Origin of the sequence: Kluyvera intermedia, assembly GCF_034424175.1 — a bacterium.
In the GTDB taxonomy this organism is placed as follows: Bacteria; Pseudomonadota; Gammaproteobacteria; order Enterobacterales; family Enterobacteriaceae; genus Kluyvera; species Kluyvera intermedia.
Map to the genome: position 1 here is coordinate 1,906,063 of NZ_CP139986.1, position 23,834 is coordinate 1,929,896.

General features: G+C 50.4%; 34 protein-coding genes and 1 pseudogene. 20 read left to right on the top strand and 15 right to left on the bottom strand.

Annotated features, from left to right (window positions below; translation table 11 throughout):
• The 3 genes from fliE (at nucleotide 1) to yedD (ending at nucleotide 1,681) form a co-directional block, all read left to right on the top strand.
• The gene (gene fliE / locus U0026_RS09070) at nucleotides 1-312 is read left to right on the top strand and encodes a flagellar hook-basal body complex protein FliE (protein ID WP_062778173.1); all 312 of its coding nucleotides are present in this window, start codon (nucleotides 1-3) and stop codon (nucleotides 310-312) included.
• A gap of 195 nt (nucleotides 313-507) precedes the next feature.
• On the top strand, nucleotides 508-1,176 hold the full coding sequence (locus U0026_RS09075) for a hypothetical protein (protein ID WP_062778175.1): 669 nt from the start codon (nucleotides 508-510) through the stop codon (nucleotides 1,174-1,176).
• A gap of 91 nt (nucleotides 1,177-1,267) precedes the next feature.
• Entirely contained in the window at nucleotides 1,268-1,681 is a 414-nt protein-coding gene (gene yedD / locus U0026_RS09080) for a lipoprotein YedD (RefSeq protein WP_062778177.1), read from the top strand.
• Between the two features lie 43 nt (nucleotides 1,682-1,724).
• Here the strand turns inward: yedD and fliT are convergent, their stop codons facing one another.
• From fliT to fliD, 3 genes are read right to left on the bottom strand one after another with little or no spacing between them, the layout of a single operon-like run.
• Nucleotides 1,725-2,099, bottom strand: a complete 375-nt coding sequence (fliT, locus tag U0026_RS09085; protein WP_062778179.1) for a flagella biosynthesis regulatory protein FliT — start codon at nucleotides 2,097-2,099, stop codon at nucleotides 1,725-1,727.
• A complete protein-coding gene (gene fliS / locus U0026_RS09090; RefSeq protein ID WP_062778181.1) occupies nucleotides 2,099-2,509 on the bottom strand; it encodes a flagellar export chaperone FliS in 411 nt (136 codons plus the stop codon). Before fliS ends, fliT begins: the two co-directional genes overlap by 1 nt.
• A 23-nt stretch (nucleotides 2,510-2,532) precedes the next feature.
• Nucleotides 2,533-3,933, bottom strand: a complete 1,401-nt coding sequence (gene fliD, locus U0026_RS09095; RefSeq protein ID WP_062778183.1) for a flagellar filament capping protein FliD — start codon at nucleotides 3,931-3,933, stop codon at nucleotides 2,533-2,535.
• A 264-nt stretch (nucleotides 3,934-4,197) separates the two neighbouring features.
• On the opposite strand from fliD, the gene U0026_RS09100 reads away from it, so the two are divergent.
• The 4 genes from U0026_RS09100 (at nucleotide 4,198) to tcyJ (ending at nucleotide 8,227) form a co-directional block, all read left to right on the top strand.
• Entirely contained in the window at nucleotides 4,198-5,844 is a 1,647-nt protein-coding gene (locus U0026_RS09100) for a FliC/FljB family flagellin (protein ID WP_126440692.1), read from the top strand.
• 164 nt (nucleotides 5,845-6,008) lie between these two features.
• Nucleotides 6,009-6,728 carry an RNA polymerase sigma factor FliA gene (locus U0026_RS09105; RefSeq protein WP_062778248.1) on the top strand — a complete coding sequence of 240 codons (720 nt, stop codon included), beginning with the start codon at nucleotides 6,009-6,011 and terminating at the stop codon, nucleotides 6,726-6,728.
• Nucleotides 6,729-6,787: 59 nt separating this feature from the next.
• Nucleotides 6,788-7,339, top strand: a complete 552-nt coding sequence (gene fliZ / locus U0026_RS09110; RefSeq protein WP_126440694.1) for a flagella biosynthesis regulatory protein FliZ — start codon at nucleotides 6,788-6,790, stop codon at nucleotides 7,337-7,339.
• Nucleotides 7,340-7,426: 87 nt separating this feature from the next.
• Nucleotides 7,427-8,227, top strand: coding sequence for a cystine ABC transporter substrate-binding protein (gene tcyJ / locus U0026_RS09115; RefSeq protein ID WP_062778187.1), 801 nt, complete (start codon nucleotides 7,427-7,429; stop codon nucleotides 8,225-8,227).
• 85 nt (nucleotides 8,228-8,312) lie between these two features.
• On the opposite strand, the gene U0026_RS09120 is transcribed toward tcyJ, so the two are convergent.
• The 12 genes from U0026_RS09120 to U0026_RS09175 form a co-directional block, all read right to left on the bottom strand.
• Entirely contained in the window at nucleotides 8,313-9,605 is a 1,293-nt protein-coding gene (locus U0026_RS09120; RefSeq protein WP_062778189.1) for a tyrosine-type recombinase/integrase, read from the bottom strand.
• 55 nt (nucleotides 9,606-9,660) lie between these two features.
• The gene (locus U0026_RS09125; protein WP_073971208.1) at nucleotides 9,661-9,897 is read right to left on the bottom strand and encodes an excisionase family protein; all 237 of its coding nucleotides are present in this window, start codon (nucleotides 9,895-9,897) and stop codon (nucleotides 9,661-9,663) included.
• 33 nt (nucleotides 9,898-9,930) lie between these two features.
• Complete coding sequence (locus U0026_RS09130) at nucleotides 9,931-10,347, bottom strand: hypothetical protein (RefSeq protein ID WP_062778191.1); 417 nt, start codon at nucleotides 10,345-10,347, stop codon at nucleotides 9,931-9,933.
• Nucleotides 10,344-10,628: a hypothetical protein gene (locus U0026_RS09135; RefSeq protein WP_255265581.1), complete on the bottom strand. Its 285-nt coding sequence runs from the start codon at nucleotides 10,626-10,628 to the stop codon at nucleotides 10,344-10,346. Before U0026_RS09135 ends, U0026_RS09130 begins: the two co-directional genes overlap by 4 nt.
• 2 nt (nucleotides 10,629-10,630) lie before the next feature.
• The gene (locus U0026_RS09140) at nucleotides 10,631-11,179 is read right to left on the bottom strand and encodes a hypothetical protein (protein ID WP_062778193.1); all 549 of its coding nucleotides are present in this window, start codon (nucleotides 11,177-11,179) and stop codon (nucleotides 10,631-10,633) included.
• On the bottom strand, nucleotides 11,176-11,499 hold the full coding sequence (locus U0026_RS09145; protein WP_062778195.1) for a hypothetical protein: 324 nt from the start codon (nucleotides 11,497-11,499) through the stop codon (nucleotides 11,176-11,178). Before U0026_RS09145 ends, U0026_RS09140 begins: the two co-directional genes overlap by 4 nt.
• Nucleotides 11,492-11,836: a hypothetical protein gene (locus U0026_RS09150; protein ID WP_062778197.1), complete on the bottom strand. Its 345-nt coding sequence runs from the start codon at nucleotides 11,834-11,836 to the stop codon at nucleotides 11,492-11,494. The genes U0026_RS09145 and U0026_RS09150 overlap by 8 nt, the downstream gene beginning before the upstream one ends.
• On the bottom strand, nucleotides 11,833-12,030 hold the full coding sequence (locus U0026_RS09155; protein WP_062778199.1) for a hypothetical protein: 198 nt from the start codon (nucleotides 12,028-12,030) through the stop codon (nucleotides 11,833-11,835). The genes U0026_RS09150 and U0026_RS09155 overlap by 4 nt, the downstream gene beginning before the upstream one ends.
• Nucleotides 12,018-12,557: a hypothetical protein gene (locus tag U0026_RS09160; RefSeq protein ID WP_062778201.1), complete on the bottom strand. Its 540-nt coding sequence runs from the start codon at nucleotides 12,555-12,557 to the stop codon at nucleotides 12,018-12,020. Before U0026_RS09160 ends, U0026_RS09155 begins: the two co-directional genes overlap by 13 nt.
• A gap of 135 nt (nucleotides 12,558-12,692) precedes the next feature.
• Nucleotides 12,693-13,520 carry a YfdQ family protein gene (locus U0026_RS09165; RefSeq protein ID WP_062778202.1) on the bottom strand — a complete coding sequence of 276 codons (828 nt, stop codon included), beginning with the start codon at nucleotides 13,518-13,520 and terminating at the stop codon, nucleotides 12,693-12,695.
• 57 nt (nucleotides 13,521-13,577) lie between these two features.
• Nucleotides 13,578-13,949, bottom strand: coding sequence for a hypothetical protein (locus U0026_RS09170; protein WP_062778204.1), 372 nt, complete (start codon nucleotides 13,947-13,949; stop codon nucleotides 13,578-13,580).
• 420 nt (nucleotides 13,950-14,369) lie between these two features.
• On the bottom strand, nucleotides 14,370-14,996 hold the full coding sequence (locus tag U0026_RS09175; protein WP_062778205.1) for a LexA family protein: 627 nt from the start codon (nucleotides 14,994-14,996) through the stop codon (nucleotides 14,370-14,372).
• 102 nt (nucleotides 14,997-15,098) lie between these two features.
• On the opposite strand from U0026_RS09175, the gene U0026_RS09180 reads away from it, so the two are divergent.
• The 13 genes and pseudogenes from U0026_RS09180 to U0026_RS09240 all read left to right on the top strand — a co-directional run bounded on the left by U0026_RS09180 (nucleotide 15,099) and on the right by U0026_RS09240 (nucleotide 23,700).
• Nucleotides 15,099-15,344, top strand: coding sequence for a Cro/CI family transcriptional regulator (locus tag U0026_RS09180; RefSeq protein WP_062778207.1), 246 nt, complete (start codon nucleotides 15,099-15,101; stop codon nucleotides 15,342-15,344).
• Nucleotides 15,337-15,888, top strand: a complete 552-nt coding sequence (locus U0026_RS09185; RefSeq protein WP_062778208.1) for a YmfL family putative regulatory protein — start codon at nucleotides 15,337-15,339, stop codon at nucleotides 15,886-15,888. The genes U0026_RS09180 and U0026_RS09185 overlap by 8 nt, the downstream gene beginning before the upstream one ends.
• A gap of 163 nt (nucleotides 15,889-16,051) precedes the next feature.
• The gene (locus U0026_RS09190; RefSeq protein ID WP_073971209.1) at nucleotides 16,052-16,231 is read left to right on the top strand and encodes a DUF4222 domain-containing protein; all 180 of its coding nucleotides are present in this window, start codon (nucleotides 16,052-16,054) and stop codon (nucleotides 16,229-16,231) included.
• Entirely contained in the window at nucleotides 16,221-17,081 is an 861-nt protein-coding gene (locus U0026_RS09195) for a conserved phage C-terminal domain-containing protein (RefSeq protein WP_062778212.1), read from the top strand. The genes U0026_RS09190 and U0026_RS09195 overlap by 11 nt, the downstream gene beginning before the upstream one ends.
• Nucleotides 17,078-18,412: a phage N-6-adenine-methyltransferase gene (locus tag U0026_RS09200; protein ID WP_062778214.1), complete on the top strand. Its 1,335-nt coding sequence runs from the start codon at nucleotides 17,078-17,080 to the stop codon at nucleotides 18,410-18,412. The genes U0026_RS09195 and U0026_RS09200 overlap by 4 nt, the downstream gene beginning before the upstream one ends.
• Nucleotides 18,412-18,543 (top strand): annotated as a pseudogene (locus U0026_RS09205) (LexA family protein); the annotation flags it as partial. The gene U0026_RS09200 and the pseudogene U0026_RS09205, both read left to right, overlap by 1 nt.
• A 105-nt stretch (nucleotides 18,544-18,648) precedes the next feature.
• On the top strand, nucleotides 18,649-19,017 hold the full coding sequence (locus tag U0026_RS09210) for a RusA family crossover junction endodeoxyribonuclease (RefSeq protein WP_062778252.1): 369 nt from the start codon (nucleotides 18,649-18,651) through the stop codon (nucleotides 19,015-19,017).
• Nucleotides 19,018-19,133: 116 nt separating this feature from the next.
• Nucleotides 19,134-19,505 (top strand): KilA-N domain-containing protein, encoded by a 372-nt coding sequence (locus U0026_RS09215; RefSeq protein WP_062778216.1) that lies wholly within the window; start codon nucleotides 19,134-19,136, stop codon nucleotides 19,503-19,505.
• Nucleotides 19,502-20,338, top strand: coding sequence for an antA/AntB antirepressor family protein (locus tag U0026_RS09220; RefSeq protein ID WP_255265582.1), 837 nt, complete (start codon nucleotides 19,502-19,504; stop codon nucleotides 20,336-20,338). Before U0026_RS09215 ends, U0026_RS09220 begins: the two co-directional genes overlap by 4 nt.
• Nucleotides 20,335-21,354: a DUF968 domain-containing protein gene (locus U0026_RS09225; protein WP_062778218.1), complete on the top strand. Its 1,020-nt coding sequence runs from the start codon at nucleotides 20,335-20,337 to the stop codon at nucleotides 21,352-21,354. Before U0026_RS09220 ends, U0026_RS09225 begins: the two co-directional genes overlap by 4 nt.
• 21 nt (nucleotides 21,355-21,375) lie before the next feature.
• Nucleotides 21,376-22,065 carry a bacteriophage antitermination protein Q gene (locus U0026_RS09230; protein WP_062778220.1) on the top strand — a complete coding sequence of 230 codons (690 nt, stop codon included), beginning with the start codon at nucleotides 21,376-21,378 and terminating at the stop codon, nucleotides 22,063-22,065.
• A gap of 240 nt (nucleotides 22,066-22,305) precedes the next feature.
• Entirely contained in the window at nucleotides 22,306-22,497 is a 192-nt protein-coding gene (locus U0026_RS09235) for a hypothetical protein (RefSeq protein WP_062778222.1), read from the top strand.
• Between the two features lie 150 nt (nucleotides 22,498-22,647).
• Nucleotides 22,648-23,700 (top strand): DNA-methyltransferase, encoded by a 1,053-nt coding sequence (locus U0026_RS09240; protein ID WP_062778224.1) that lies wholly within the window; start codon nucleotides 22,648-22,650, stop codon nucleotides 23,698-23,700.
• The last annotated feature ends 134 nt before the right edge of the window (nucleotides 23,701-23,834 follow it).

Consider the following 23,834-nt stretch of genomic DNA (forward strand, 5'->3'; position numbering starts at 1 on the left):
ATGGCAATTCAGGGTATTGAAGGCGTCCTGTCACAGCTGCAGGCAACAGCGTCGATGGCACGAAATCAAAGCGTCGATACGCAGCCAACCATCAGTTTTGCCGGGCAACTGCACGCCGCGCTCGACCGCGTGAGCGAAACGCAAACCAGTGCCAGAACCCAAGCGGAGAAGTTCTCGCTGGGCGAGCCGGGCATTGCGCTAAATGATGTGATGACCGATTTGCAAAAAGCGTCGGTGTCGTTGCAGATGGGGATTCAGGTGCGTAATAAGCTGGTGAGTGCTTATCAGGAAGTGATGGGCATGCAGGTGTAGGTTGACGTGGGTGGCGAGGTTTCGCCACCGCGATGCTTAAAAATAAGTATCATGACAAGTGATTCCTTCTACAACGCTCTGTTCTCTCTTCCTGTTTATAGCGGGCGGTTTTGCCCTTTAACCCCGTGCGAACGGTGATTGCCGGGTGTAAACTGCCCACCGAATTTATCCGTTCTATAAACAGGGGTCTTTGAAATGCCATTATCCTTATGGGATAACTTTTGTGCGGGTTTAAATGTTGCGCGCAATGCCGTGCCTCTTTTTGAAACCGATGAGAACAGGGCCGTATCGGTAAAATTACGCGGTAAAGCTGGCATTCCCATTCTCAAGCGCTCAGCCCAAATGGATGCATTGATTCTGCAACAAACGGATCAACTACATAGTGGTTTTCTTGAACAAGACAATCGCTATGATGGATTGATTTATATGATGTTCTATCTCCGTGGCGGTAAAATTGTTCCCCTCTATATTGGCAAGACGGAATCGAAAGGTACTCGTAATCCTGTGTCCGCCAACATAAAAGATTTGCATATTGATACCGGCAAATTTGCGCGCTGGGGGGATAATTATGCCTACCATATTGGTGATCTCAGCGCCGTTGTCCTTCCCGGACATTTACCTGTGAAACAGACAATTAAATATCAGCGATGGGCCGAGGCCTTGTTTGCAAGCTATCCGACAGCGACGCCGGTACTCAAAGAACCAGTCTATTTTTGGTGTCATGCATGGGATAAATCGACCACCGGTATTTGGGCGCAATTCGGTGCGACTCGACTCACGTTTCTTGAGTATCTCATGATTGGTGTTGCCAGTGCGGCATTCCCGTGTTTGCTCAATTTCGAAGGTCGTAACCGTGCGCAATAAAGCAGCGATTCAATTCAGTCAATTACCGTGAAACGCCGACGGGTTTAACGCTATAATGTTTCTGTTTTTTTCTCCCGAAACAGGACGAATAATGAAAAAATTAGCCATTGTGGTGGCGCTGTTGACGCTTACGGGTTGTGCGCGGATTGAGGATTATTCAGCCGTGGTGAAAACGCCAGCACCGGCAGGATTGGCGGGTTACTGGCAGACCATAGGGCCGCAGAGTGCATTAATTAGCCCGGAAGCGATGGGGAGCCTTATCGTGACGGCAGATGGCGACACGCTGGATTGTCGTCAGTGGCAACGCGTGATTGCGCTGCCGGGTAAATTGACCCTGCGCGATGACGATCTTTATAACGTGACGCGGAAACTCGATGTGTATGCGGTCGAACGTGATGGCAACACCTTAGAGTACGACGGAATGATGTTGCAGCGTGTGGAGCGTCCTACTGTCGAGTGTGCGGCGGTGCTGGCCAAAACACCACTAGCCTCGGTATTGCCTTAAGAATAATGCTGCTCCGGCGTCGAGAGACCCGGAGCCCAGCACGTCAGTGGTTGCTGTCAACATTATCTTGCGGAACCAGTACATAGCCACCCTGGTTGCCATAAGTGTTCATTACCGTTTTTTGTATCGACGATTGGCCGACCAGTTTTGCCAGTTCGTCCATACGCGCCTGCAGCAGACGTTTCACCTGGCTTTCATTATCCAGCACGGTGCGCAAAAGCGGACGGAGCTGTTCCTGGAGCGGATCGCTGGGCTGGCTGTCCTGGGTTAATTGAGCAATATTCTGCACCGCATTAACGTAGTCCATCTCACTGGCAATCAGTTCGTCCCACAATCCATCCGTGGCAAGTCGCAGCATCATATTGCTTTTTTCAACCAGCTTTTGGTACGAGAGATAAAGGTGCGGTGCGTGGCTCATTAGACGGCGTCCTGAATCAAATTAGGCGTAAGTAAAGATTCCTTCCAGGCATCGGCGATATTGCGCATCAGGCCTTCGACCTCTTCCACGGCGCGGGTATCGTTGTGCAGATTAGCCTGCAGAAGGCGTCTGACCATATAGGCGTAGAGCGCTAACAGGTTTTTCGTCAGCTCGTCGCGGCTGTCTTCATCAAGGCCTATCTTCAGGCCGTTTTCGATGATATTGATGGCTTTTGACAGAGAAGTACCTTTCCCCTGCAAATTACCGTCCTGCATAAACAGGCGGGCGCGAATCAGCGCGCTGAGCGCACCATCGAACAGCATGGTGACCAGCTGTTGCTGACTGGCGCTCATCACCGCGCTTTCTACTCCAATCTGTGCGTAGGCCTGCGTACCTTTTGCCCCGTACATACCGTCTCTCCCGATATTGATGATTATTTAGAACTGCTGGTGGATTCGAACTGCTGCGTTAAGTAGCTGCTGGTGTTATTTAACGAAGACATCAGGACATCCAACTGAGTAAATTGTGCTTTATAGCGCGCGACCTTTTGATCGATAAGATCGCTGGCGGTGTTGTAATCTTTAGTGAGTTTATTCAGCGTCTTGCTGACGCCATCTTTGGCGGCCTGAATGATCCCGGTGGTGGAAAGCCAACTGGTCAGGTTGCTGCCGATGGCGGTGGTGATGCCGGTTTTTTTGCCGTCGCCGACGATAAGCGTGCCGACGCCTGCTGAATCTTTTTTCAGTGCTTCGGTGAGTTTTTTATCATCAATTTCAAGCTGACCGGTACTTGGGTCACTGGTGACGCCAATCTGCGCAAGGGTTTTATAGGACGATGAACTTAAGGTGTTGCTCAGTATACTTTTGAGCTGGGTCTGAATTGTACGCAGGGTGGTGTCACCGATCAGTGCGCCGTTATTGGTGCTTTGCGCATCGGCACCGGGATCGACGGCGGTGTATTTGGTCAGGCTGCTGAAGGTATCCTGCAGCGCGTTATACGCCGTCACCCAATCTTTTACCGCGGTCTGGGCTTTGGTGTTGTCCTGAGTGATGGTCAACGTCTGGTTACCGCTAGTGACATCATTCAGATTTAAGGTGATATCTTCCAGCGCATCGCTAATGGTGTTGCTGCTGTTTTCGATTGCTACATTATTGACGGTCAGTTCAGCATTTTGAGCGGTAACACTCTCTTTCATGCCGCCAGTGGTGCCGTTGTAGCCCATAAAGGTCTGGAGCGCACTGTCACCGCTGACGCTCAACGTCATGGCGTTGTCTTTACCCGTCTCATTTGAAGTGATGGACAGGCGATATTCGCCGTTGCCGACGTTGATGATACTGGCGCTGACGCCCGCTTTGGCGTTGTTAATCGCATCGCGGATTCCGGTTAATGATGAGTTCGCGGCGCTGATATCAATGGTCACCGGCTTTTTGTCGCCGCCTTGCTGAATGGTTAGCACGCTGTCGCTGGTGGCAATGGCGGCTTTATTGTCTTTCTGCACTGCTGTTGAGGTCAGCGTTTGCGCCTGCGCCAGTTGGGTAATGGCAATGGTGTATTTCCCGGCAATGGCGTTCCCGGTGGTGGTGGCGCTAAATGCGGTGCTGCTGCTGGTAGTAGTGGTGGCCGTAAACAGGTCGGCTTTCCCCAGCGCGGTATTGGCGGTCTGGAATGCTTCCAGCGCGCTTTTCATCGTGCCGTAGGCGCTGAGCTTAGAAGTATAAGATGATTGTTGTTTTGTAATAGGTGTCAGTGTGGCTTTTTCTGCCGCAGTCAGGCTATCCAGAATATCACCAAGCTTCAGGCCCGATCCTATTCCCAGTGAAGAAATGCTTGCCATTTTTAATCCTTAATATGTCGACACGTAAAATGAATATCTGGGTTATCGGCCTGAATACGTCAAAGTTTACGCTTATTGCGTTTTTTTTAATGGCAGGAATAAGGGGGATAGAAAAGAGTATTTCGGCGGCTAAAAAAAATCGTGATTACGAAAAAAAATTCTAAAGGTTGTTTTGCAGCAGACGATAACACCTTTGACGGCGATTGAGCCGACGGGTGAAAACCCAATACGTAATCAACGACTTGAAATATAGGATAACGAATCATGGCACAAGTCATTAATACCAACAGCCTCTCGCTGATCACTCAGAACAACATCAACAAGAACCAGTCTGCTCTGTCCAGTTCTATCGAGCGTCTGTCTTCTGGCTTGCGTATCAACAGCGCGAAGGATGACGCAGCGGGTCAGGCGATTGCTAACCGTTTCACCTCTAACATTAAAGGCCTGACTCAGGCAGCACGTAACGCCAACGACGGTATCTCCGTTGCACAGACCACTGAAGGCGCGCTGTCTGAAATCAACAACAACTTACAGCGTGTGCGTGAACTGACCGTTCAGGCAACTACCGGTACTAACTCCCAGTCTGACCTGGACTCTATTCAGGACGAAATCAAATCCCGTCTGGACGAAATTGACCGCGTATCTGGTCAGACCCAGTTCAACGGCGTGAACGTACTGGCAAAAGACGGTTCCATGAAAATCCAGGTTGGTGCGAACGATGGTCAGACCATCACTATCGATCTGAAGAAGATTGACTCATCTACATTGAAACTGACCGGCTTCAACGTGAACGGTAAAGGTGAAACAGCTAATACGGCTGCGACCTTGAAAGACATGGCAGGGCTTACTGCTTCTGCGTCAGGTACACCTGGTATTACTCTCTATACCGATAACAACGCAATTGCTAGCAGTGCCGACATTCTTAATGCAGTTGCTGGTACGAATGGTAGTACTGTCGCAACTAAGGCTGATGTAGGATTCGGCACAAGCACTGCAGATGTTATTTATACATATGATAAAGATGCTAATTCTTATTCTGCTACCACGACCGGTATCACAGGAAACAACCTCGCAACCTTCCTTAACCCAGAGGCAGGGGATACCGCTAAAGCGTCTATTTCTATCGGTGGTAAATCGCAAGATGTTATCATTGACAAAGCAGGTAAAATTACAGCGGCTGATGATGGCGCAGCTCTTTATCTTGACGGCACCGGTAACTTAACTAAAAACCGAGCGAATGCAGCAGATCCAGAGGCAACCTTGGCTGGTCTTCAGGCAGCTACGGCAACTAAAGAAGCTACTATTACAACCGATAAAGGTACATTTACTAGTAATGCGACTACAAACTTTGGTAGCACAGATATCAAAGTGGACGCAAACACTCTGGCTAACGTAGCTAAAAATGGTGGCTATACAGCTGTTGTAGCTGGTAAAACCTATGCCGTCACTGGTGGTACTGCTGCTGCAGGTACCGCATTCATTAATAACGGCCAGCTTAGCAATGATGCACCAACATACTATGCACAAAAAGATGGTTCTATTACTACAACTGAAAATGCTTCTTTAGGTAAGGTTGTTTATACGGATGCCGCTGGTAAATTAACTACAGATGCTACAAGTAAAGCCCAGTCTACTACTAACCCACTGGCAGCCCTGGACGATGCTATCAGCTCCATCGATAAATTCCGTTCTTCCCTGGGTGCTATCCAGAACCGTCTGGATTCTGCAGTAACCAACCTGAACAACACCACCACCAACCTGTCTGAAGCGCAGTCCCGTATTCAGGACGCCGACTATGCGACTGAAGTGTCGAACATGTCTAAAGCGCAGATCATCCAGCAGGCCGGTAACTCCGTGTTGGCAAAAGCTAACCAGGTTCCACAGCAGGTTCTGTCTCTGCTGCAGGGTTAATCTCCCGCAACCTGACCAACCCCGCCTCGGCGGGGTTTTTTTGATCCCTGAATTTCACTTACTCTTCAAATAAACCCCTCTTTTCCCCATTGTTCCATCGATTAAAACGCCTGTAGAAACGGATAATTGTGCCGATAACTCATATTAATGCAGGGCTGTTTATCGTGAATTCAATGTATACCGCTGAAGGTGTAATGGATAAACACTCGCTTTGGCAACGCTATGTGCCGCTGGTGCGTCACGAAGCGCTGCGCCTTCAGGTGCGTTTGCCAGCGAGCGTGGAACTGGACGATCTGCTCCAGGCGGGCGGTATCGGCTTATTGAATGCTGTTGAACGCTATGACGCTCTGCAGGGAACGGCATTTACAACTTACGCAGTGCAACGCATCCGTGGGGCGATGCTGGACGAACTACGCAGCCGAGACTGGGTGCCGCGTAGCGTTCGGCGGAACGCGCGTGAAGTTGCGCAAACGCTGGGTCAACTTGAGCAAGAGCTGGGACGAAACGCGACGGAAACTGAAGTCGCGCAGCGATTGGGAATCGCGATTGAGGAATACCGTCAGGTGTTGCTGGATACTAACAATAGTCAGCTTTTCTCCTACGATGAGTGGCGGGAAGAGTACGGCGACAGTATTGAGCTGGTGACGGAAGAGAATCAACACGAAAACCCATTACATCAACTGCTAGAAGGTTCTTTACGCGAACGCGTGATGGAGGCGATTGATGCCTTACCGGAACGTGAAAAGTTGGTGTTAACCCTCTATTACCAGGAAGAGCTGAATCTCAAAGAGATTGGCGCGGTTCTGGAAGTGGGGGAGTCGCGTGTCAGTCAGCTACACAGCCAGGCGATTAAGCGTCTGCGCATCAAGCTGGGTAAGTTGTAGGTTGGAATAACATATCGTTGGACCAAAAATGCCGCATTATGCAATGAAAACCCGGAGTTATCATGATGATGCAGGTAAAAAGACGGCCATTAAGCCGCTATCTGAAAGACTTCAAACACAGCCAAACGCATTGCGCTCACTGTCATAAACTGCTCGACCGCATCACACTGGTGCGTCAGGGCGAGATAGTGAATAAAATCGCTATTTCCCGTCTTGATACTCCCATGGATGAAACCGCGTGGCAGCAGGAGCGCAGCGCATGGTCTGCCCTGTGTCGCTTCTGCGGCGACCTGCACTGTAAAGAACAGAGCGCATTCTTCAATATTATCGACTTCAAACAATACCTTCTCGAAAAGACCGATATGAGCACCGGTACCGTACGCGAATACGTGGTGCGGTTACGGCGATTAGGCAACCATTTCAACGAACATCAAGTGCCGCAGTCCTTGCTGCTTGAACGTCATGCCGAGGAACAACTTGAGCCGTGGCTGCCGCAAATCAGCACCAATAACTATCGTATTGCGCTGCGTAAATACCTGCGCTTTCATCGCCAACACGCCTGCAGTGAAGCGCAAAACCTCGCGGATTGTGAAACCTCTGATATATATTAAATTGGAATATCATGGATCTGTTGGTTGTTTGTCATTGATGGTGAACGGTTTACACTACCAAAAAAGTGATGCTTTTCGGGGGGCATAATGAAGCTGAAGTTTCTGGGTCGTCAGGCGTTGATGGGCGTAATGGCCGTTGCGCTGGTAGCGGGAGCAAGCGTACAGACGTTTGCTGCTGAGAATTTGTTAAACCAGGTTAAAGAGCGCGGTACGCTGCGTGTCGGGCTGGAAGGCACCTATCCTCCGTTCAGTTTCCAGGGCGAAGATGGCAAGTTGACCGGTTTTGAAGTGGAGTTCGCCAACGAACTGGCAGAACACCTCGGCGTGAAAGCCGACCTGAAACCGACCAAATGGGACGGGATGCTGGCATCGCTGGATTCTAAGCGTATTGATGTGGTTATCAATCAGGTGACCATTTCACCAGACCGCCAGAAGAAATATGACTTCTCCACGCCGTACACCATCTCCGGTATTCAGGCGCTGGTGAAAAAAGGCAGTGAAGATTCCATCAAAACGGCGGCTGACCTGAAAGGGAAAAAAGTCGGCGTGGGTCTGGGCACCAACTATGAAGAGTGGCTGCGTCAGAACGTTCAGGGTGTGGATATTCGTACTTATGACGATGACCCAACCAAATATCAGGATCTGCGCGTAGGCCGTATCAACGCGATTCTGGTCGATCGTCTGGCCGCGCTGGATCTGGTGAAGAAAACCAACAACACGTTGGCGGTTGCTGGTGAAGCGTTCTCGCGTCAGGAATCCGGCGTTGCGCTGCGTAAAGGCAACGAAGATCTGCAAAAAGCCATTGATGGCGCCATTGACGCCATGCATAAAGACGGTAGCCTGAAGGCGCTGTCTGAAAAATGGTTCGGTGCTGACGTTACACAGTAACCGTTCTGATTGAAAAAAGGCGCTGATAGGGCGCCTTTTTTCATTTAAGGCGCGCTAGCGGCTTAAGTGACTGAATTGTATAACCCTATTTAACCATGCCCACCATTTGGGACACTCTTGGGACATAATTTGTTAGCTGCCTGTTCAGCATCTCCACCTGCAAGGCATTACTCTCTGGCATCCATGCGCCATATACCTTAAATACCATTTGTGCATCTGCGTGACCCATCTGGTTTGCAATGAAGTTTGGGTTTGCGCCTGCGGCCAGTGACCAGCATGCATAAGTGTGGCGCGACTGGTATGCTTTACGGTGCCTGATTCCCGCGCGCTTCATTGCTGCATCCCATGTTTTGTTGATAGAATTCATCGAATAGCAATCCCCTGCACGCTGTGATTTATCAGCTACTCGTGGGCTGAAGACGAAAGTGCATGAGTGGTTAACACTACGTCCGTACTCTCTGGTCACAACATTAACCTGGTGCTGTTTCCCTAAACGGGTTAGCTCCGCTTGATCCTTAAGCACGTCGATAGCCGGTTGAATAAGATGAATCACCCTGTCTGTACTCGCCAAAGTTTTTGGCAGGGTGAACTCTTTCAGCTTGGTCCGATTTCGTCTGACCATCAGCGTTCCTTCCTTCAAGTCGACATCCTCCCAGGCTAGCGCGCAAATCTCTCCATGTCGTAGCCCTGTGTAAACCGCCAGCACCCACAGATTTTTAAGTTGCCGCTGGTGGCAGGCATCAATAAATCTGATGAACTCCTCTTTGGTTAGAGGATCGGGCGGCTGGCGTGACTTCTTCAGGAGGGACACCCCAGTAAATGGATTTTGCCCAATGTAGCCATTATCGACGGCAAATTTAAATACGCCGGATGTTATCGACAGATACTGATTTACGGTCGCAACACTGCGTCCCTTCACGATTGTTTTCTTCCCACCGCCAGGCGTTTGATAACCGGTTAGCAACTCTCTTCTAATGAAAAGGATATCTTCCTGGTTAATAGACGACGCTAGTTTATGCGGGCCCAGCTTTTGCAGCATGTTGTCCATAACTGATTCATAGCTATGAAGAGTACGGCTGGCGATCTCCATTTCCTTCAATGAAAGCCATTTTTTTACCAGTTGAGAAACGGTGATTTCTTTGCTGGCGATCCCGAATAATTCCAGATTAGGTGATTCCGGAAACCGAGTGGCGTAATCAAAGCTGCCCATTCTGATAGAGAAGACAACCGACGAACGCAGCTCGCCGGCTAGTTTTCTATTCTTCATGGTGTTAGGGACACCGAGGTTTTCCCTGACACGTTTACCTTTATAGTTAAACCAGATGCGTAAGGTGCCACCATGGTTTTCGACGCCTGTTGGATATGTGATTTTATCCATTGATTCCTCCGGGCGCCCAAGAGCGATGTGAGCTTACCTTTTTCATGGTGTTAAATCATCCCGGTTGCTTGTTTCTCAGTGACGCGACCCATGAATCAACGGCTTTTCTGTTGTACATGCACTCGCTGGACGGCTTCGGGCTGCCGTCAGGGGACACGTGGATATACTCCCGGCCAACGAGCCAGCATTCTTTTCTGGCCCGAAGAATGGTTCCTGGCTTAAGGCCGGTGACAGCTATAAGAACGCTTTCACAAACCCACTCGTTCGGGGCTAGCTGGATAACATTGCTCATGATTTTTTCTCCAAATAAACCGGCTGCACCCGGTTATTTATCTTTGTAAGCGCATGACGAGCAACCATTACGGATGCCGTCATTGCAATTACGACACATAGGGTGTTCTTCTCTTTCGTGTTGCTGGTGGCCTTCGGTAATCATCCCAGCATCTGCATGAGCTTCAGCGTCGACTGCCGGCGCTGGCGGGACGGTGTAGAGGTTATAGACATCATCAGGGAGAGAGTGCCCAGCGCTGGTGAAACATAGCGCGTATTTTCTGCCGTCTCCGCGTCCGCGCTGGATATCAACCACCGCCACCGGCTCACCCTTAGCCCTCCGCACTTCCCGCAGCTCTTTCAGGGCAGCCAGCTGGCGCGGATAAAGCCCATAGCGCTCAAGCCCCCAGATAAGCTGATCGAGCTCTTCATCGGTTACTGGTGCTTGAGGGGCTGTTAAGTTGATTGTCATAATCCACGCTCCTTCCTCGTCTGAGCGCCAACTGCGCCGCTAATACCATCTGGCGTTAAATTCACGCTATAGAACAAGCCATCAATTTTTTTACATGAGCGGTTACACCAATCAACAAGCCCCTCACGAAATAAAACAGGAAGCGATGGGCAATTAACTCTATGAGAACCTTTGTCCTGCTCACCTCTTTCCATATCGCCTCGCATAAAATATCGTGTGCCGCTGTTCATGCGACGTAACGTATAAACCTGAGCATCTGTTAATCGAATTTGACGGCTCATCATCATTCTCCTTCGATAACCTGGATGCCTGCGACGCGGGCCTGTATGTCAGACTTCGCAACGCTTTCCCATTTATCTCCATGCTCAAGATAAATACCGAGGAACCAATGGATGACCGCTGCCTGCTCATTCTCTGATTTCCGCTTAATCTCCTCGCCGGATTTACGCAGGAGTTCCGCCAAGTGTGCGCACAGGAAGTTGGGGCGTCCGAGGATGGCTATCAGGTCATCATTTAGCGCTGGAAGCTTCACGGTGACGGTGCGGGACTCGCCTTCCATCGGTGGCAGGTCAGGCGTATTGACGCCGAAAAGCGCCGCCAGCGCCCGGTAGTTCAGCTCACTGTGATAGCGAACTTTGCAGCGAACCAGTTTCTCGGCGGCTGCGTTGATTGCCTGCGCCTTCTCCAGCGCCTCTACCACCTGAATCACGGCATCAGGAGTTGCTTCATCGTGGAAGGCATCCGTGTCATAGCCCCATTCATTGGCTTCTGATTTTGCTTTTAGCGCCGCCGCTTTCATGCGCTGCGCCAATGGGGTGATTTCGTTGCTCATGCCGTCATCTCCTTCCGTTCATGGCCCAGCGCATAGCGGGCTTCAATCGGATCATTCTCTTCATAATCGCCATTCACGCTGGCTACCATCGCCACACAGCAGGCATTACAGCAGCGGTACGACATCAGCTCGCCGTCAAATTTCCATGTAGTGCTGCGATGCACTTCACCTTTGGCAAGTGAGCCAGCACAAACATGGCATTTGTATTCACTGCGGCCAGTAACGATTTTGTTCGATAGCTCAGTGTCACCAGGTGTGCCGAAATCACCTTCAAAGAGGTCAAAATCCAGCGCATCGTCTAAAGCCGCTTTATCAGTCATTCCACGCCTCCAGCTCGTTCAGTATCTCTTCGTCGATTTCGTCGTTTGTGGCCTCTTCGTTGAGGTAGTCGCGTGCCTCTTTGAGATACTTTTCGCGACGTTCGTCGTACCATGCTGAAAACTCTGGCGACCAACCAATCGTCGTGCCGTCATAGTCAAATTTGGCGTTGTTTTCGGCCATGCGCTCTACCATGCAATTAGCCATAGTCAGTGCGGCTTCCCGGATATAGCCGCGCAAGTGATGCTTACGCCAGTGCGGGCTTACTTTGGAATCACAGAGGCTTTTGAATTCAACAGCCCAGCGGCGGATACAGCGTGCGTTCAGTGATTTGCTCATTCTGCAGCTCCGTGGCGTAGTTGTTCTATTTCAGCCCTAGCGGTCACCAGTTGATCCATAGCTTCAGTCAGGGCCACGAATGTTGTATCAAGGCGGCTGGCTACTTCACGCATAACCTGGCCTTGTGCTGGTGGTAGTCCTGCAACCGATGCATGTGCTTCAGCCACGAGTTCCTTCACTTTTAGGCGGCGCATTTGCGGATCTCCATCAGTTCGTTAAAGCGATTAATGAACAAACCAAAAGCCTGCCCGGGTCTAAGTGGGATAATCTGGATAAGGTCAGAGCACGGAATACCCTCCAGACAGTCCCATTTTGATCCGTCGTCGATTTCCAGATCGCGGCGCTCGGTGGCCAGCAAAACTAGATCCGCATACTTCACAACGGAAGCCTGTTCAAGCGGGATGCCATATTTGAAACGGATAAGCCCGTCAACATAGGTTTCGATCCGACGATAATCCGGCAGCAGTGCTTTAAGTGGGGCGGGAATGTCCTGACAATATGCTTCGGCTGCATCGTGCATCAGCGCTTCAAAGGCGAATTCTGGCGGTACGATCTGGCTAACCAGCACCGAGTGCTGAGCCACGCTATAGAACTCCGGCAGGTGCCCTGCGAATCGGCAGATGTGGGAAAGGGCGGTCGCAATATCTTCAATATCGATATCGTCAATAGTGGCATTAAGGTAGTTAAATTTTTTGCCGGATAAGGTCTGAATGTAGCTCATCGTTTTCTCCATACTGGTTTTGCGCTCTGCACTGCGCGGATTTTGGTTGCACGAATCCCTCGCCGGGTGGCGATAATTAACGGAATTACGCTTCACTAATAACCCCCAGCGACGGGGGCTATTAAGGCAGAACAATTACGCGCTGAATTTACCGATAAAGGTTTCAACCGGTTTGCTGTCAAATTTGCCGATCAGCAGGTCGCGGAATTCACTGGCGATCGCTTCTTCCTGGGCTTCCAGCTGTACGATACGGAGAACAAAACACGGTTCACCGCTTTTGAGCAGGCTATTGCGCAGACTGAATGCACGCTCACCCAGACCTTCATACGGTACGCACTTAAATTCGAACGCCACCGGCATAACGTCTTTGCTGCTGGCTTCAATGCTTTGCATCAGTGATTTCTTACCTGCGAAATCACCATCTTCGTGATCAGACTGGGTTGCCTGTTGGATGGTGACGCGGCGAACGGCTTGGGCAGCCTGCGTAATCTGCATTGTGTTACCGTCGGCATCGAATGCCAGCAGGAAGTCTTTCCAGTCTTCCAGCCATTCAGCAATCTGCTTTTGGCTCAGGCGTTCACCGTTAATAGCCAGCAATGCGCGGAATGGAGCCGTCTTCTTCAGGCCGATCGATGCAATGTTATCTGCATGGCCAGGGTTAACGAGAGTGCCGATGTTGAAGATCGAACGGGCGCGCATGTTATCGGCATCAATGAAGCAGCGGGCTGGTGTTTCCTCGCTGGCATAACCCGTAGAATAACGAGCGAAGTCGTCAATGCTTGTTGTTTCCATTGTGCCACGGAAGCGGAAGCGCTCGATGCCAAAGCGTTCCAGGCTTTCGATACTGATGTTTTGAGGGAGTAGGGCGGTTGGGCATGCGGTTTCACGTACCTTATCCAGCGAGAACGCGGAAATAGTAAGTGCCTGAACGTCCTGGATCGCGCCGCTATTTAGCTGGGTCATAACAATTCCTTAAAAGTAGATGTTTAGAAATTAAATCGATGCTGAATTAATTGCGGCTTACTTCGCCGTGCGTAGTTTTGCGTCTGGATCACCTGCAAGAGTAAACAGGTTGCCCTGGTCTTCCTGCAAAATGGTGAGCTTCCCGCCTTTGTTAACCCACATAGGGGTTTCGGTGGTGTCTTCCTCTGTGGCCTTACCGCGTGGCGTTGGGGTGACGTATTGAAGCTTATGTTTAATTTTCACACGCTTCTCTTCGACGGAATTACCCATGCGCTCAAAGTCAAAGGTCAGCGTGACCTTGCCTTTATTGCCATTATTCAGAACGCCCAGAGCGGTGTTGTTTAGTGCCGCTGCGATTTTGTTCATGAACACGCCGGCATCCAGTTCGCCCAGAAAATCGGGCACTACGGTCATGCGATCATTACTCATGGTTACCTCATTGTGACGGCTGCCACCGTCATTAAGTTTTCATCCATACACGAAGTTGTGGCGGTGGTGCCTCCACCTGCCGGTTCAGCCACGACCGGCGACGTACACTTCAAGACACATATTCATTTTTAAGTTGAATAAGCTGTTGGCCTCGTCACGTGCGCATAGCCGCAATTACCACAACGAAGAGAGCACTGCCGGTGTCCGAATTGAACGGACCTTTTCGTTGCCCATTGCCACTGATTCGTGGTGTCAGGAATCGAACCGAACATTAAACCTTGCTCGTCAATGCTCTCATCGTTGTGTGTTGTGATACGGAGTTGCTGTTAGTAAATAAAATCTAACTTAACTTAGTTTTGTGGTCAAGGCAAAATACCAAACATTTCTTAGTTTGGTACTTAGAGAAGGATTAGGTTGAAGTTAGAGTTCGTACTGAACGCCTTTAACAACACCAATGATGGTGCAGTTTCCGTTGATAGAAATATTAGGGTAGCGAGGGTTTAGGGGGACAAGGAACTTTTGTGGCCCATCAATGACCAGTTTTTTAACGGTTGCCTCGTTAGTCCCATCTAATCGGGCTACCACAATTTTCCCATGCGATGGCTCTGCATCTGGATCAACAATGACCGTTGCGCCCTGAGGGATAGTTGGTAAGCCGTTAGGGTTTGTCATTGAATCTCCCTGAACATCAAGTGCAAAAGAGCGGTCGCTGATTCGTAATGAGGTTTCAACCCATCGTTCCGCATCTTCAAAGGCGCAGGCCTGCCTACTTTCAGTGAAGGCACCTGCTTGCACCCAAGAGATAACTGGAATTTTACGCATGCTAGTTATCAATTTATCTTCAAAATTAGTTCCGTAAAGAATGTAATCTATTGATGTATTGAAATATTTTGCAACCTTGCTTAAGGCTTCTCCACTGGGAGTATTCAAGTCTTTTTCCCAATATCCCACCGCAACATCGCTTACCCCACAGAATTTACCTAACTCTTTCTGTGTTGTTTTTGTTATGCGCCGCAGACCTTTTATACGCTGGCCTACCGATTCCATGTTTTCTCCTTTAATCGATAAAAAACTAACTAATCTTAGTTTTTGTTGACCAAAGTAAGATTGATTATTAATATCTAACATAACTTAGTTAAAGGGGGTTCCATGACCACAGATGACATTGAAAAATACTTTGGTAGTGCTGAAAAAGTTGCCGATTTTTTTGGGATTACGAGTGAGGCCGTTTACCAGTGGAGAAACAGGCCGGGTCGGTTAATACCAAAGGGCAGGGCAGCTGAAGCAGCTTACAGAACCGACGGAAAACTTACCTTTTGCCCTGAGGTATATGGGAAGACTAGCGGAACATCAGCAAACCAGAAACCACAGATTCAGGGGGGTAACCGTGGGTAACGAACCTCTGTGGAAAATTGAACGTCAGCCTGCCTGGCTGGTGGCCGCAATTAAAAAGACGATTACCGATCTGCCTGGTGGATATGTTGAGGCGGCGGAATGGTTGGGAACGACTGAGAACGCATTGTTTAACCGCCTACGTACCGAAGGCGATCAGATTTTCCCGCTGGGCTGGGCGATGTTGTTACAGCGTGCTGGTGGTTCAAACCATATTGCAGACGCAATTGCACACCACACCAACGGCGTTTTCGTAAAGCTCCCGGACATTGAGCAGATGGGTAACGAGGAACTGTTAACGAAATTTAATGATCTGCTGGCAGCGTTAGGGCGTTTTGCTCAGTTCCACAATGAATCAACAGCGGACGGTGTGTTGGACAACGAGGAAAACAAAAAGATGAAGGCAAAAGGCTACCGTGTGCAGTCGCTGGTGGCAGAAATAATGGTAGTGACAGAAATGTTATTTGGGGAAGGTGACGCCCGCGAGTGTGCAGCTCCGGGCGTCCTGGCGAATAACTCTACGTGTATGGAGAAAAAATCCGCATGACCAGTTTAACGGCTTTTAACCGTCTACCGCAACTCAGGATGATCCCGGTACCGGGTGTCCCGATGTTTCGGTATGAACGCAGAGTATCAAACCGCTGGGTACCGTGTAACCACAGTCGGGCGCTATCCATTGTGGGTGTCTACTACCGGAGGGCAAAACGCTTATGCGCGAACTTAACCGAAGGTTCAAAGACCACCGTGGAATCCAAGTCCTTGTTATCCGCTGGGAGCCAGAAACACAGCGCGTTATCTATCTGCGTGAAGGCTACGCGCACGAGTGCTTCAGTCCACTCGAACTGTTTCGCAAAAAGTTCAGGGAGATAAGGGACGATCATGAGCACTAAATTAACCGGCTACGTATGGGATGGTTGCGCGGCGTCGGGCATGAAGTTGTCTAGTGTTGCAATTATGGCTCGCCTGGCTGATTTCAGCAGCGATGAGGGCGTGTGCTGGCCGTCCATTGAGACTATCGCTCGTCAGCTTGGTGCTGGGGTTAGTACGGTCAGAACTGCAATTGCAAAACTGGAGACTGATGGTTGGTTAACACGTAAAGCCCGCCGTCAGGGCAACCGGAACGCGTCCAATGTTTACCACCTGAATGTCAAAAAGCTCCAGGCTGCTGCCTTTTCTCACCTGTCAGAATCTGACGCGTCAAAATCCGACGCATCAAAATTTGACGGCTCAAAATCTGCCCCGTCGGATTCGAGCAAAAGCGGCGGTTTTGACCCGGCAGAATCTGGCGGGGATCCGTCAGTAAAATCAAAACCAGAACCACAAGTAACTACTAAAGCCCCTTGTCCGGTTGCTGGGCAACCCGACCCTGAAGTTGAAATTACTGATCAAGCGATTGTGGTTTTAACCCATCTGAACCTGATTAGCGGATCCCGGTACCAGAAATCAAAAACCTCTCTGGAAAACATCAGAGCCCGATTGCGTGAGGGTTACAGCGTTGCAGACCTGCAGTTGGTTATCGACCTGAAACATGAACACTGGACCGGCAACGACGAACAGTACCAGTACATGCGACCAGAAACGTTATTCGGGCCGAAGAAATTTGAAGGTTATCTGTCTAGCGCTGCCCGCTGGGAGAAAAAAGGTCGGCCCGCTCGTAATACCTGGAACAAAACTGGCGAACGCGACGTAAATGCCATCAGTCAACCTAACGACACTATTCCACCGGGGTTCAGAGGATGATTAAAAATCAATACTGCCAGGCGCTGGCGGAAATGCGCAGCAAAAGCGCGCACAAGTTGAAGGAAGTTGGCGATCAGTGGCGAACTCCGGATCTGCTGTTTTGGGGCATCAATGCAATGTTCGGTCCACTGGTTCTCGATCTGTTTGCAGATGATGATAATGCGAAGTGCCCGGCATGGTACACCGCAGAAGATAACGCGTTAACGCAGAACTGGTCTGGTCGCCTGCTGGAACTCGGCGGCGCTGGATACGGTAACCCACCATACAGCCGGTCTCAGTATCACGAAAAGCAGGCGATCACCGGCATGTCTCACATCATGAATTATGCAGCAGCTGAGCGTGAAAAAGGCGGGCGTTACGTGTTTCTGATTAAAGCTGCACCGAGTGAGGCATGGTGGCCCGAAGATGCTGATCATGTCGTCTTTATTCGAGGACGGATTGGCTTTGATCTGCCTAACTGGTTTATCCCGGCAGACGATAAGCAGGTGCCAACTAGTGCGTTTTTCGCTGGTGCAATCGTAGTCTTTGATAAGTCATGGCGTGGGGAACGTTTCAGCTACGTCGGGCGAACTGAGCTAGAGGCAAAAGGCCGGGCGTTTATGTCGCTGGCACAGTTTGCCGCCAGCAAGGCACAACTTGCCGCCGCACCTTCCGAACCACCAGCACCAGTGCAAGAGGCGGACAAGCCAGAGCTGCCACTTACCCAGAAGGATATTTTTCATGTCAGCGGTGCCGAGGCGTGGGCATGCGTCAGTGCAGCGTTCGGCGACAAAGAAGTGTACTCATTCAGTGAATCGAAGTTTGGGCATACCTGGGCGGCGGACTCCGTTGAATCGCCAGAATTTACCCAGGTTTCTCCTTTGACGATCAACAAAGCAAAACAGTATTTACGTGAGAGCATTTTGTTTGGTGTGAATGAATGGTTGCTGTCAATTCAGTTCGACATCGAAGAGGCGAGGGCTGATATGTCAGAACGGCTTCGCACGGTAGCCCTTGAATCCTCCAACGAATACGGCATGGACAGCACTGGTTTTATTGCAGCTATGGAAAGTCTGGATGTTGCCAGTTGGTCCAATATCCGCCACATCCGTATGCATATCCGTGAGAAGGCAAAACCAGTTGCCGATCCACTTCCTGAGTCCCGCATCTGGCCACTGGAAGTTGGTCTGGTCTTCAATCAGATTGAAGGCTCAGACGCCCTGGCGCCACAGCAGCAAAATAACCTCAAAGCACACATCAACCAGCTTTGGCTTGAGCGCACACCTACGAACGAGATTATCTCAATAGCGCGCAGCCTGGCTGAGAATATGCAGGAGGAAAAAGTCGAATGATGAACTTAACTCCACGCCAGCAGCATGTTCTGGATCTAATTAATGCGTATCAGCGTGAGCATGGTTTCCCACCAACTAATTCGGAGCTGTCGGGGCTGCTGGGGTGCAGCTCCCCCAATGCTGCTGCGGATCATCTGCGCGCACTGGAGAAAAAAGGGGCGATCAGCATTACCCGGGGTGTATCTCGCGGGATTTCCATCATCCAGCCAAAACCGGAAAACAATGCCGGGCGGGGTATGAAGCTTGTACTGCCGTTCCCCCCGAGCGTTAACGCCTACTGGCGCGCCCCCAACAAGGGGCCGCTGGCCGGTCGCCATTTGGTCAGCGCCGACGGCCGCAAATACCAGAGCGCTGCCAGTGTTGCAATCATCGAGCAGCTTCGCCGCCTGCCTAAACCGTCAACAGAGCAGGCTTCAGTAGAAATCACCCTGTATCCGCCGGACGCGCGCCGCCGTGATCTGGACAATTACAATAAAGCGCTGTTTGACGCGCTGACACATGCGGGGGTTTGGGAGGACGACAGCCAGGTAAAACGCATGCTGGTGGAGTGGGGGCCAATAGTGCCGAAAGGCCGGGTTGAAATAACGATTACGCCATTCAACTAAGGGGAAAATATATGTCCAACTGTGGGTTGAATGACTGGCGTGATGGCAGTAATGTCGGACAGTGCAAGCGAAATGGGCGTGCAGGCCCTTCGCAACAATCAGTGTATGGAGAGAATATGACCAATAATCATGTTGTGGGCACTGCTACGCCCAAAAAAGACACTTATCTCGTTGTTGACGGATGTTTAATCAATTCATTCGAACCAAATCTCTACAGCCTCAATGATATTCATAAGGCTTCTGGTGGATCTGCGTCAAAAAAACCTGCGTTTTACCTCAGAACGCTGACAGCAAAGAGAATCCTTAATGCCATCCCTGGCGATCATTGGGAAAAATTGCATGTTATCCGTGGTGGAGCAGTTCAGGGGACTTTTGCCTGCCGGGAGTTAGTTTTTGCCTATGCTCTTTGGTTGAGCCCTGACTTCTATGTTCGTGTTCTGAGCAATCTCCCTTTCATCGGCACTCTGTGCAACGGGGAGGCAAAATGAGTCAATTACATCAGATAATACCGATCACGCAGGGGAGTATCGGCAATCACATGGCCTCAATGGCCAGTGCTAAACGTCTCCATGCATTTCTTGGAGTCGGTCGTGACTTCACTACCTGGATCAAAGCCCGCATTAAGCAATATGGGTTTGTTGAAGGCGCTGATTATGTTCTTGTCGAAGATTTGAGCTCCCCAAAATGGGGGAGCTCAAAAGCACGACCTCAGGTAGAGCATGACTATCTGATCACTATTGATATGGGTAAAGAATTGGCCATGGTGGAGAGAAATGAAAAGGGCCGTCAGGTTCGACGCTATTTCATCACCTGCGAACAACAAGCGAAAATGCGTGCAGGCGTTTCATCGCTGCCAAATTTCTCTGATCCAGCACAAGCCGCTCGAGCATGGGCTGATGAATTCGAAGCACGACAACGTGCCGAAGCTGTTACCCACCAGCAGGCCGAATATATCGAGCATCTCGAGAGCCTCTTTACCGATGGACTCTCTCCTGTTCAGTTCTGCAAGCGCCTGAATGGCGTAAACACTAGCAAGATCAGCGCCTGGCTTGTCTCTGCTAATTGGCTATACGACGACAATCCAGACGGGCGCAGCGCGCAATGGCGTGTTCGTTCCTATGCTCGTGACAAATACCTCACAGAGAAAAGCAGCAAAGTCTCACCAAATTCAGCTGTTAGCTTTACCACCTATCAACCTGTCTTGCTCCGGGAAGGTGCTATCTGGATCTACAAAAACTACCTGAAAGGTAAGCTTCCGATGAAGGTCACGTGGAACGGCAACTTTACTCACGATAAAGAGCTGGCCGGGGTCGACCATTGAGAGCATTACTCACGCCTGAAATAGTGCCGCGCCTCGGAGTGGTTCTGTTCAAGCCTGGTCGGGAGTTAATGCACCTGTTTGCATCTGGACGGGTGCTGGTCGAACGTGAGCCAGAAAACATGGCTCGGTTTCCGTCAGGCCGGATCCCCAATGCTCGCCAGCCGCTGCTGGAAGATGCCCGGCTAAACACCTTCTTCACTGATGAACGGGTTATTGCAGCTGCTGGTGGAATGGCTGGGCTTGAACATTGGCTGCGCCAGCGCGTAACGAAGTGCCAGAACCCGGATCCGGATTACCACCATGCGGAATTAACTACCTTATGGCATCAGCCTGGCGCGCTGTTGGTGTGCTGGCATTGCGATAACAAACTGCGTGGGCAGACGACGGAAGAGTTACAGGCGCTTGCGCTGGGCAATGTCGCCGAATGGATTATTGATATTGTGCAGGCAGGGCTGGGTTACAACAAAGAGCGTTCTCTCTCTTTAGCTGAACTTTGCTGGTGGGCCGTTCAGTCTGGCATTGCAGATGCTATCACCGAAGGGATGGCGCAGCGGGCGCTACGATTGCCGGAGGAGCCACATCAATCTGTTATGCGGGAGAGTGACATTGTGCCAGCGCTGCCCGCCACCAGCATTTTACAGAGTAAGGCGCGTATCCCGGTTGAACAGGTGAAGTCGGTTCTGACATTAAAAGCGGATCCAGAATCACCGGAATCGTTCATGCTGCGTCCTAAGCGCCGCCGCTGGGTGAATGAGCCGTATACCCAGTGGGTTAAAACGCAGCCCTGTGAAGGCTGCCGACGGCCAGCAGACGACCCGCATCATATCGTTGGGCACGGTATGGGCGGCACAGCAACAAAAGCCCACGACCTCTTCGTGATCCCTCTGTGCAGAGAGTGTCACGACGAATTGCACGCCGGTGTATCGGCATTCGAACAGAAGCACGGCACTCAGTTAGAGATGCTGCTGCATTTTCTGGATCGGGCGCTGGCGATCGGGGTAATTGCGAAAGCTTAAGTGTATGGAGCGTTACAGCGCATGAATCAACAGAATCTGAATTACGTTAGGAATGAACTTCGCCGGGCGCTGCTGGATCTTTCTGGTGGGACCAAAGGGCAGTTAGAGGCATTTAGCGAACATCCACCAGCGGACAAGAATGCCACACCGCGCCGTTGCGTTAACCTCGTTGAACTGGAGGGAGAGTCAGGGGGACGCTTTATTAACTCCCTGAGCGCCCCTTTATATGTGCTGGAGACACGCAGCCGCCGCCGGCCTATGCCGCCAATTAAAGATATTGAGTTTGAATCAGCACCGTGGCGCCGCGCTGTTAATTCACTGAATCAATACCAGCAAGCCTGGCTGCGATATTGCTACGGGTTTGACCTCAGTTATAAGCATCAGGTGATGATGTGTGAGCATGTCTGGAGCAGCTATCAGAAGTGTCAGGTGGATAACCCGTTACAATCCCGCGTCATTAAAAAACTGGTCGGTCTGGTATGGCTTGCTGGGCAGGAAGTTGCCGCCACGAGAAGTAATGAAACCTATAAGGACTATGCTGGTGCGGCGCTGGCGCGAATGGTTAGCGTTGACCGTTCTACCTGGTTGCGTGTTTATTCGGGCCATTGGGCTGCGTTGAAAGCGGCCTTTGTGGATCTGGATGAGCATGCTTTGTGCCTTGCACTGGATCACTTTGAGGATGAAGAAGTGCTTAAAGTGGTAGAAATGTGAACTAAATTTCACTATCTCCTTCAATCTCGCTTGCAAAATGCAACAAAATAAGCCATATTTGAAGCATATTTGATATGTTGCCAAAGTTTTATAAACCCGCCACCGAGCGGGTTTTTTTATGGCAAAACAGACCTGCCGGGCGAATTAACGCGCTGGTGGTAGCAGTATAGAATTCTTCTCTTGCTGGCTTGGGCGACCAGAGTTATCTGTATGTCACACCATAAAATAAAGGTAAAAGACATGCTAAATCAGCAAGATATGACAGAAACAGCAAAGGCTGTTTTGAATGAATTAAGCGAAAAACCAGCTACGGCTGGAGAGATTGCGCAGAATACCCACCTTAGCCGCGAACGTTGCCAGCTCATTCTCACGCAGTTGGTTATGGCGGGGTTATCAGATTACCAGTTCGGATGTTATAAGCGCCTCCAGTGATGGGGGCATTTCGCTGTGGAAATGGGCGGCTGGTGGGTGTTGTAGCACCCAGCCAGCCATTAGCTCATGCTTTCAGGTCACAAGCTAACCAAGGCCCACTGCTTTAGCGCAAAAGCAAAGTGAGGTTATCAGAGTTACGCTTACTGATCTATGAAAAATACTGTAAAAATACACAGTGTTGAGTTAATCAACGCTGATAGTCTGCATTATATTGCCAGCCTCCCTGATAACTCGATTGATCTGATTGTTACGGATCCGCCGTATTTTAAGGTGAAGCCGAACGGCTGGGACAATCAATGGAAAGGGGATGAAGACTACCTACGCTGGCTTGATAGCTGTCTGGCTGAATATGCCCGAGTGCTTAAACCAGCTGGCAGCATTTATCTATTTTGCGGTCACCGTCTGGCCTCAGACATTGAGATCATGATGCGGGGCCGCTTCAACGTCCTAAACCATATCATCTGGGCTAAACCATCTGGTCGTTGGAATGGCTGCAATAAAGAAAGCCTGCGCGCCTACTTCCCCTCAACGGAGCGGATCCTGTTTGCTGAACATTATCTGGGGCCGTATACGGGGAAAGAGGACGCCTACGAGAGTAAAAGCACTGAACTCAAACAGCACCTTATGACGCCGCTGATCGACTATTTCCGCAATGCCCGTGAATCGCTGGGTGTTAGTTCAAAGGAAATAGCAAAGGCAACCGGAAAGAAAAATATGGCGTCTCACTGGTTCGGTGCAAGCCAGTGGCAGCTACCGAATGGAGTGGATTACCGAAAGCTGCAGGAATTGTTCACCCGGATCGCCATCGAGAAACACCTGCAGCAAAAGCTGGAACATCCTCACCACCAGCTGGTGGCTACCTACCAGTCATTGAATCGTAAGTATTCGGAATTGCTGGAAGAGTATAAAACGCTCCGGCGTTGCTTCTCCGTTTCTGCTGCCGTTCCGTATACCGACGTATGGACACATAAGCCCGTTCAGTTTTATCCAGGTAAACATCCATGCGAAAAGCCTGCCGACATGCTGAAGCAAATCATCAGCGCCAGCAGCAGGCCGGGCGATATTGTTGCCGATTTCTTTATGGGGTCTGGTTCCACAGTGAAAGCTGCAATGGAGTTAGGTCGCCGAGCTATCGGTGTAGAGCTCGAAGCTGACCGCTTCATGCAAACGGTCGGTGAAGTAAAAGACCTCAGTAAACCATAACGGACACCATGGCCTCGTTGCTGTGGTGGCCATCGAATTCAGGATTCGGGAATCACTCCTAACTTACCCTTTGACATAAGAGCCCGCGAGCCTGACCCCTTTCCAACACACAGCACCCGCCACGCTGCGAGGTG

Excerpts from the sequence above, each read along its gene's own strand:
- fliE (WP_062778173.1), top strand. The coding sequence starts at position 1 with ATGGCAATTCAGGGTATTGAAGGCGTCCTGTCACAGCTGCAGGCAACA.
- U0026_RS09075 (WP_062778175.1), top strand. The coding sequence starts at position 508 with ATGCCATTATCCTTATGGGATAACTTTTGTGCGGGTTTAAATGTTGCG.
- yedD (WP_062778177.1), top strand. The coding sequence starts at position 1,268 with ATGAAAAAATTAGCCATTGTGGTGGCGCTGTTGACGCTTACGGGTTGT.
- fliT (WP_062778179.1), bottom strand. The coding sequence starts at position 2,099 with ATGAGCCACGCACCGCACCTTTATCTCTCGTACCAAAAGCTGGTTGAA.
- fliS (WP_062778181.1), bottom strand. The coding sequence starts at position 2,509 with ATGTACGGGGCAAAAGGTACGCAGGCCTACGCACAGATTGGAGTAGAA.
- fliD (WP_062778183.1), bottom strand. The coding sequence starts at position 3,933 with ATGGCAAGCATTTCTTCACTGGGAATAGGATCGGGCCTGAAGCTTGGT.
- U0026_RS09100 (WP_126440692.1), top strand. The coding sequence starts at position 4,198 with ATGGCACAAGTCATTAATACCAACAGCCTCTCGCTGATCACTCAGAAC.
- tcyJ (WP_062778187.1), top strand. The coding sequence starts at position 7,427 with ATGAAGCTGAAGTTTCTGGGTCGTCAGGCGTTGATGGGCGTAATGGCC.
- U0026_RS09120 (WP_062778189.1), bottom strand. The coding sequence starts at position 9,605 with ATGGATAAAATCACATATCCAACAGGCGTCGAAAACCATGGTGGCACC.
- U0026_RS09125 (WP_073971208.1), bottom strand. The coding sequence starts at position 9,897 with ATGAGCAATGTTATCCAGCTAGCCCCGAACGAGTGGGTTTGTGAAAGC.
- U0026_RS09130 (WP_062778191.1), bottom strand. The coding sequence starts at position 10,347 with ATGACAATCAACTTAACAGCCCCTCAAGCACCAGTAACCGATGAAGAG.
- U0026_RS09135 (WP_255265581.1), bottom strand. The coding sequence starts at position 10,628 with ATGAGCCGTCAAATTCGATTAACAGATGCTCAGGTTTATACGTTACGT.
- U0026_RS09140 (WP_062778193.1), bottom strand. The coding sequence starts at position 11,179 with ATGAGCAACGAAATCACCCCATTGGCGCAGCGCATGAAAGCGGCGGCG.
- U0026_RS09145 (WP_062778195.1), bottom strand. The coding sequence starts at position 11,499 with ATGACTGATAAAGCGGCTTTAGACGATGCGCTGGATTTTGACCTCTTT.
- U0026_RS09150 (WP_062778197.1), bottom strand. The coding sequence starts at position 11,836 with ATGAGCAAATCACTGAACGCACGCTGTATCCGCCGCTGGGCTGTTGAA.
- U0026_RS09155 (WP_062778199.1), bottom strand. The coding sequence starts at position 12,030 with ATGCGCCGCCTAAAAGTGAAGGAACTCGTGGCTGAAGCACATGCATCG.
- U0026_RS09160 (WP_062778201.1), bottom strand. The coding sequence starts at position 12,557 with ATGAGCTACATTCAGACCTTATCCGGCAAAAAATTTAACTACCTTAAT.
- U0026_RS09165 (WP_062778202.1), bottom strand. The coding sequence starts at position 13,520 with ATGACCCAGCTAAATAGCGGCGCGATCCAGGACGTTCAGGCACTTACT.
- U0026_RS09170 (WP_062778204.1), bottom strand. The coding sequence starts at position 13,949 with ATGAGTAATGATCGCATGACCGTAGTGCCCGATTTTCTGGGCGAACTG.
- U0026_RS09175 (WP_062778205.1), bottom strand. The coding sequence starts at position 14,996 with ATGGAATCGGTAGGCCAGCGTATAAAAGGTCTGCGGCGCATAACAAAA.
- U0026_RS09180 (WP_062778207.1), top strand. The coding sequence starts at position 15,099 with ATGACCACAGATGACATTGAAAAATACTTTGGTAGTGCTGAAAAAGTT.
- U0026_RS09190 (WP_073971209.1), top strand. The coding sequence starts at position 16,052 with ATGCGCGAACTTAACCGAAGGTTCAAAGACCACCGTGGAATCCAAGTC.
- U0026_RS09195 (WP_062778212.1), top strand. The coding sequence starts at position 16,221 with ATGAGCACTAAATTAACCGGCTACGTATGGGATGGTTGCGCGGCGTCG.
- U0026_RS09200 (WP_062778214.1), top strand. The coding sequence starts at position 17,078 with ATGATTAAAAATCAATACTGCCAGGCGCTGGCGGAAATGCGCAGCAAA.
- U0026_RS09210 (WP_062778252.1), top strand. The coding sequence starts at position 18,649 with ATGAAGCTTGTACTGCCGTTCCCCCCGAGCGTTAACGCCTACTGGCGC.
- U0026_RS09215 (WP_062778216.1), top strand. The coding sequence starts at position 19,134 with ATGACCAATAATCATGTTGTGGGCACTGCTACGCCCAAAAAAGACACT.
- U0026_RS09220 (WP_255265582.1), top strand. The coding sequence starts at position 19,502 with ATGAGTCAATTACATCAGATAATACCGATCACGCAGGGGAGTATCGGC.
- U0026_RS09230 (WP_062778220.1), top strand. The coding sequence starts at position 21,376 with ATGAATCAACAGAATCTGAATTACGTTAGGAATGAACTTCGCCGGGCG.
- U0026_RS09235 (WP_062778222.1), top strand. The coding sequence starts at position 22,306 with ATGCTAAATCAGCAAGATATGACAGAAACAGCAAAGGCTGTTTTGAAT.
- U0026_RS09240 (WP_062778224.1), top strand. The coding sequence starts at position 22,648 with ATGAAAAATACTGTAAAAATACACAGTGTTGAGTTAATCAACGCTGAT.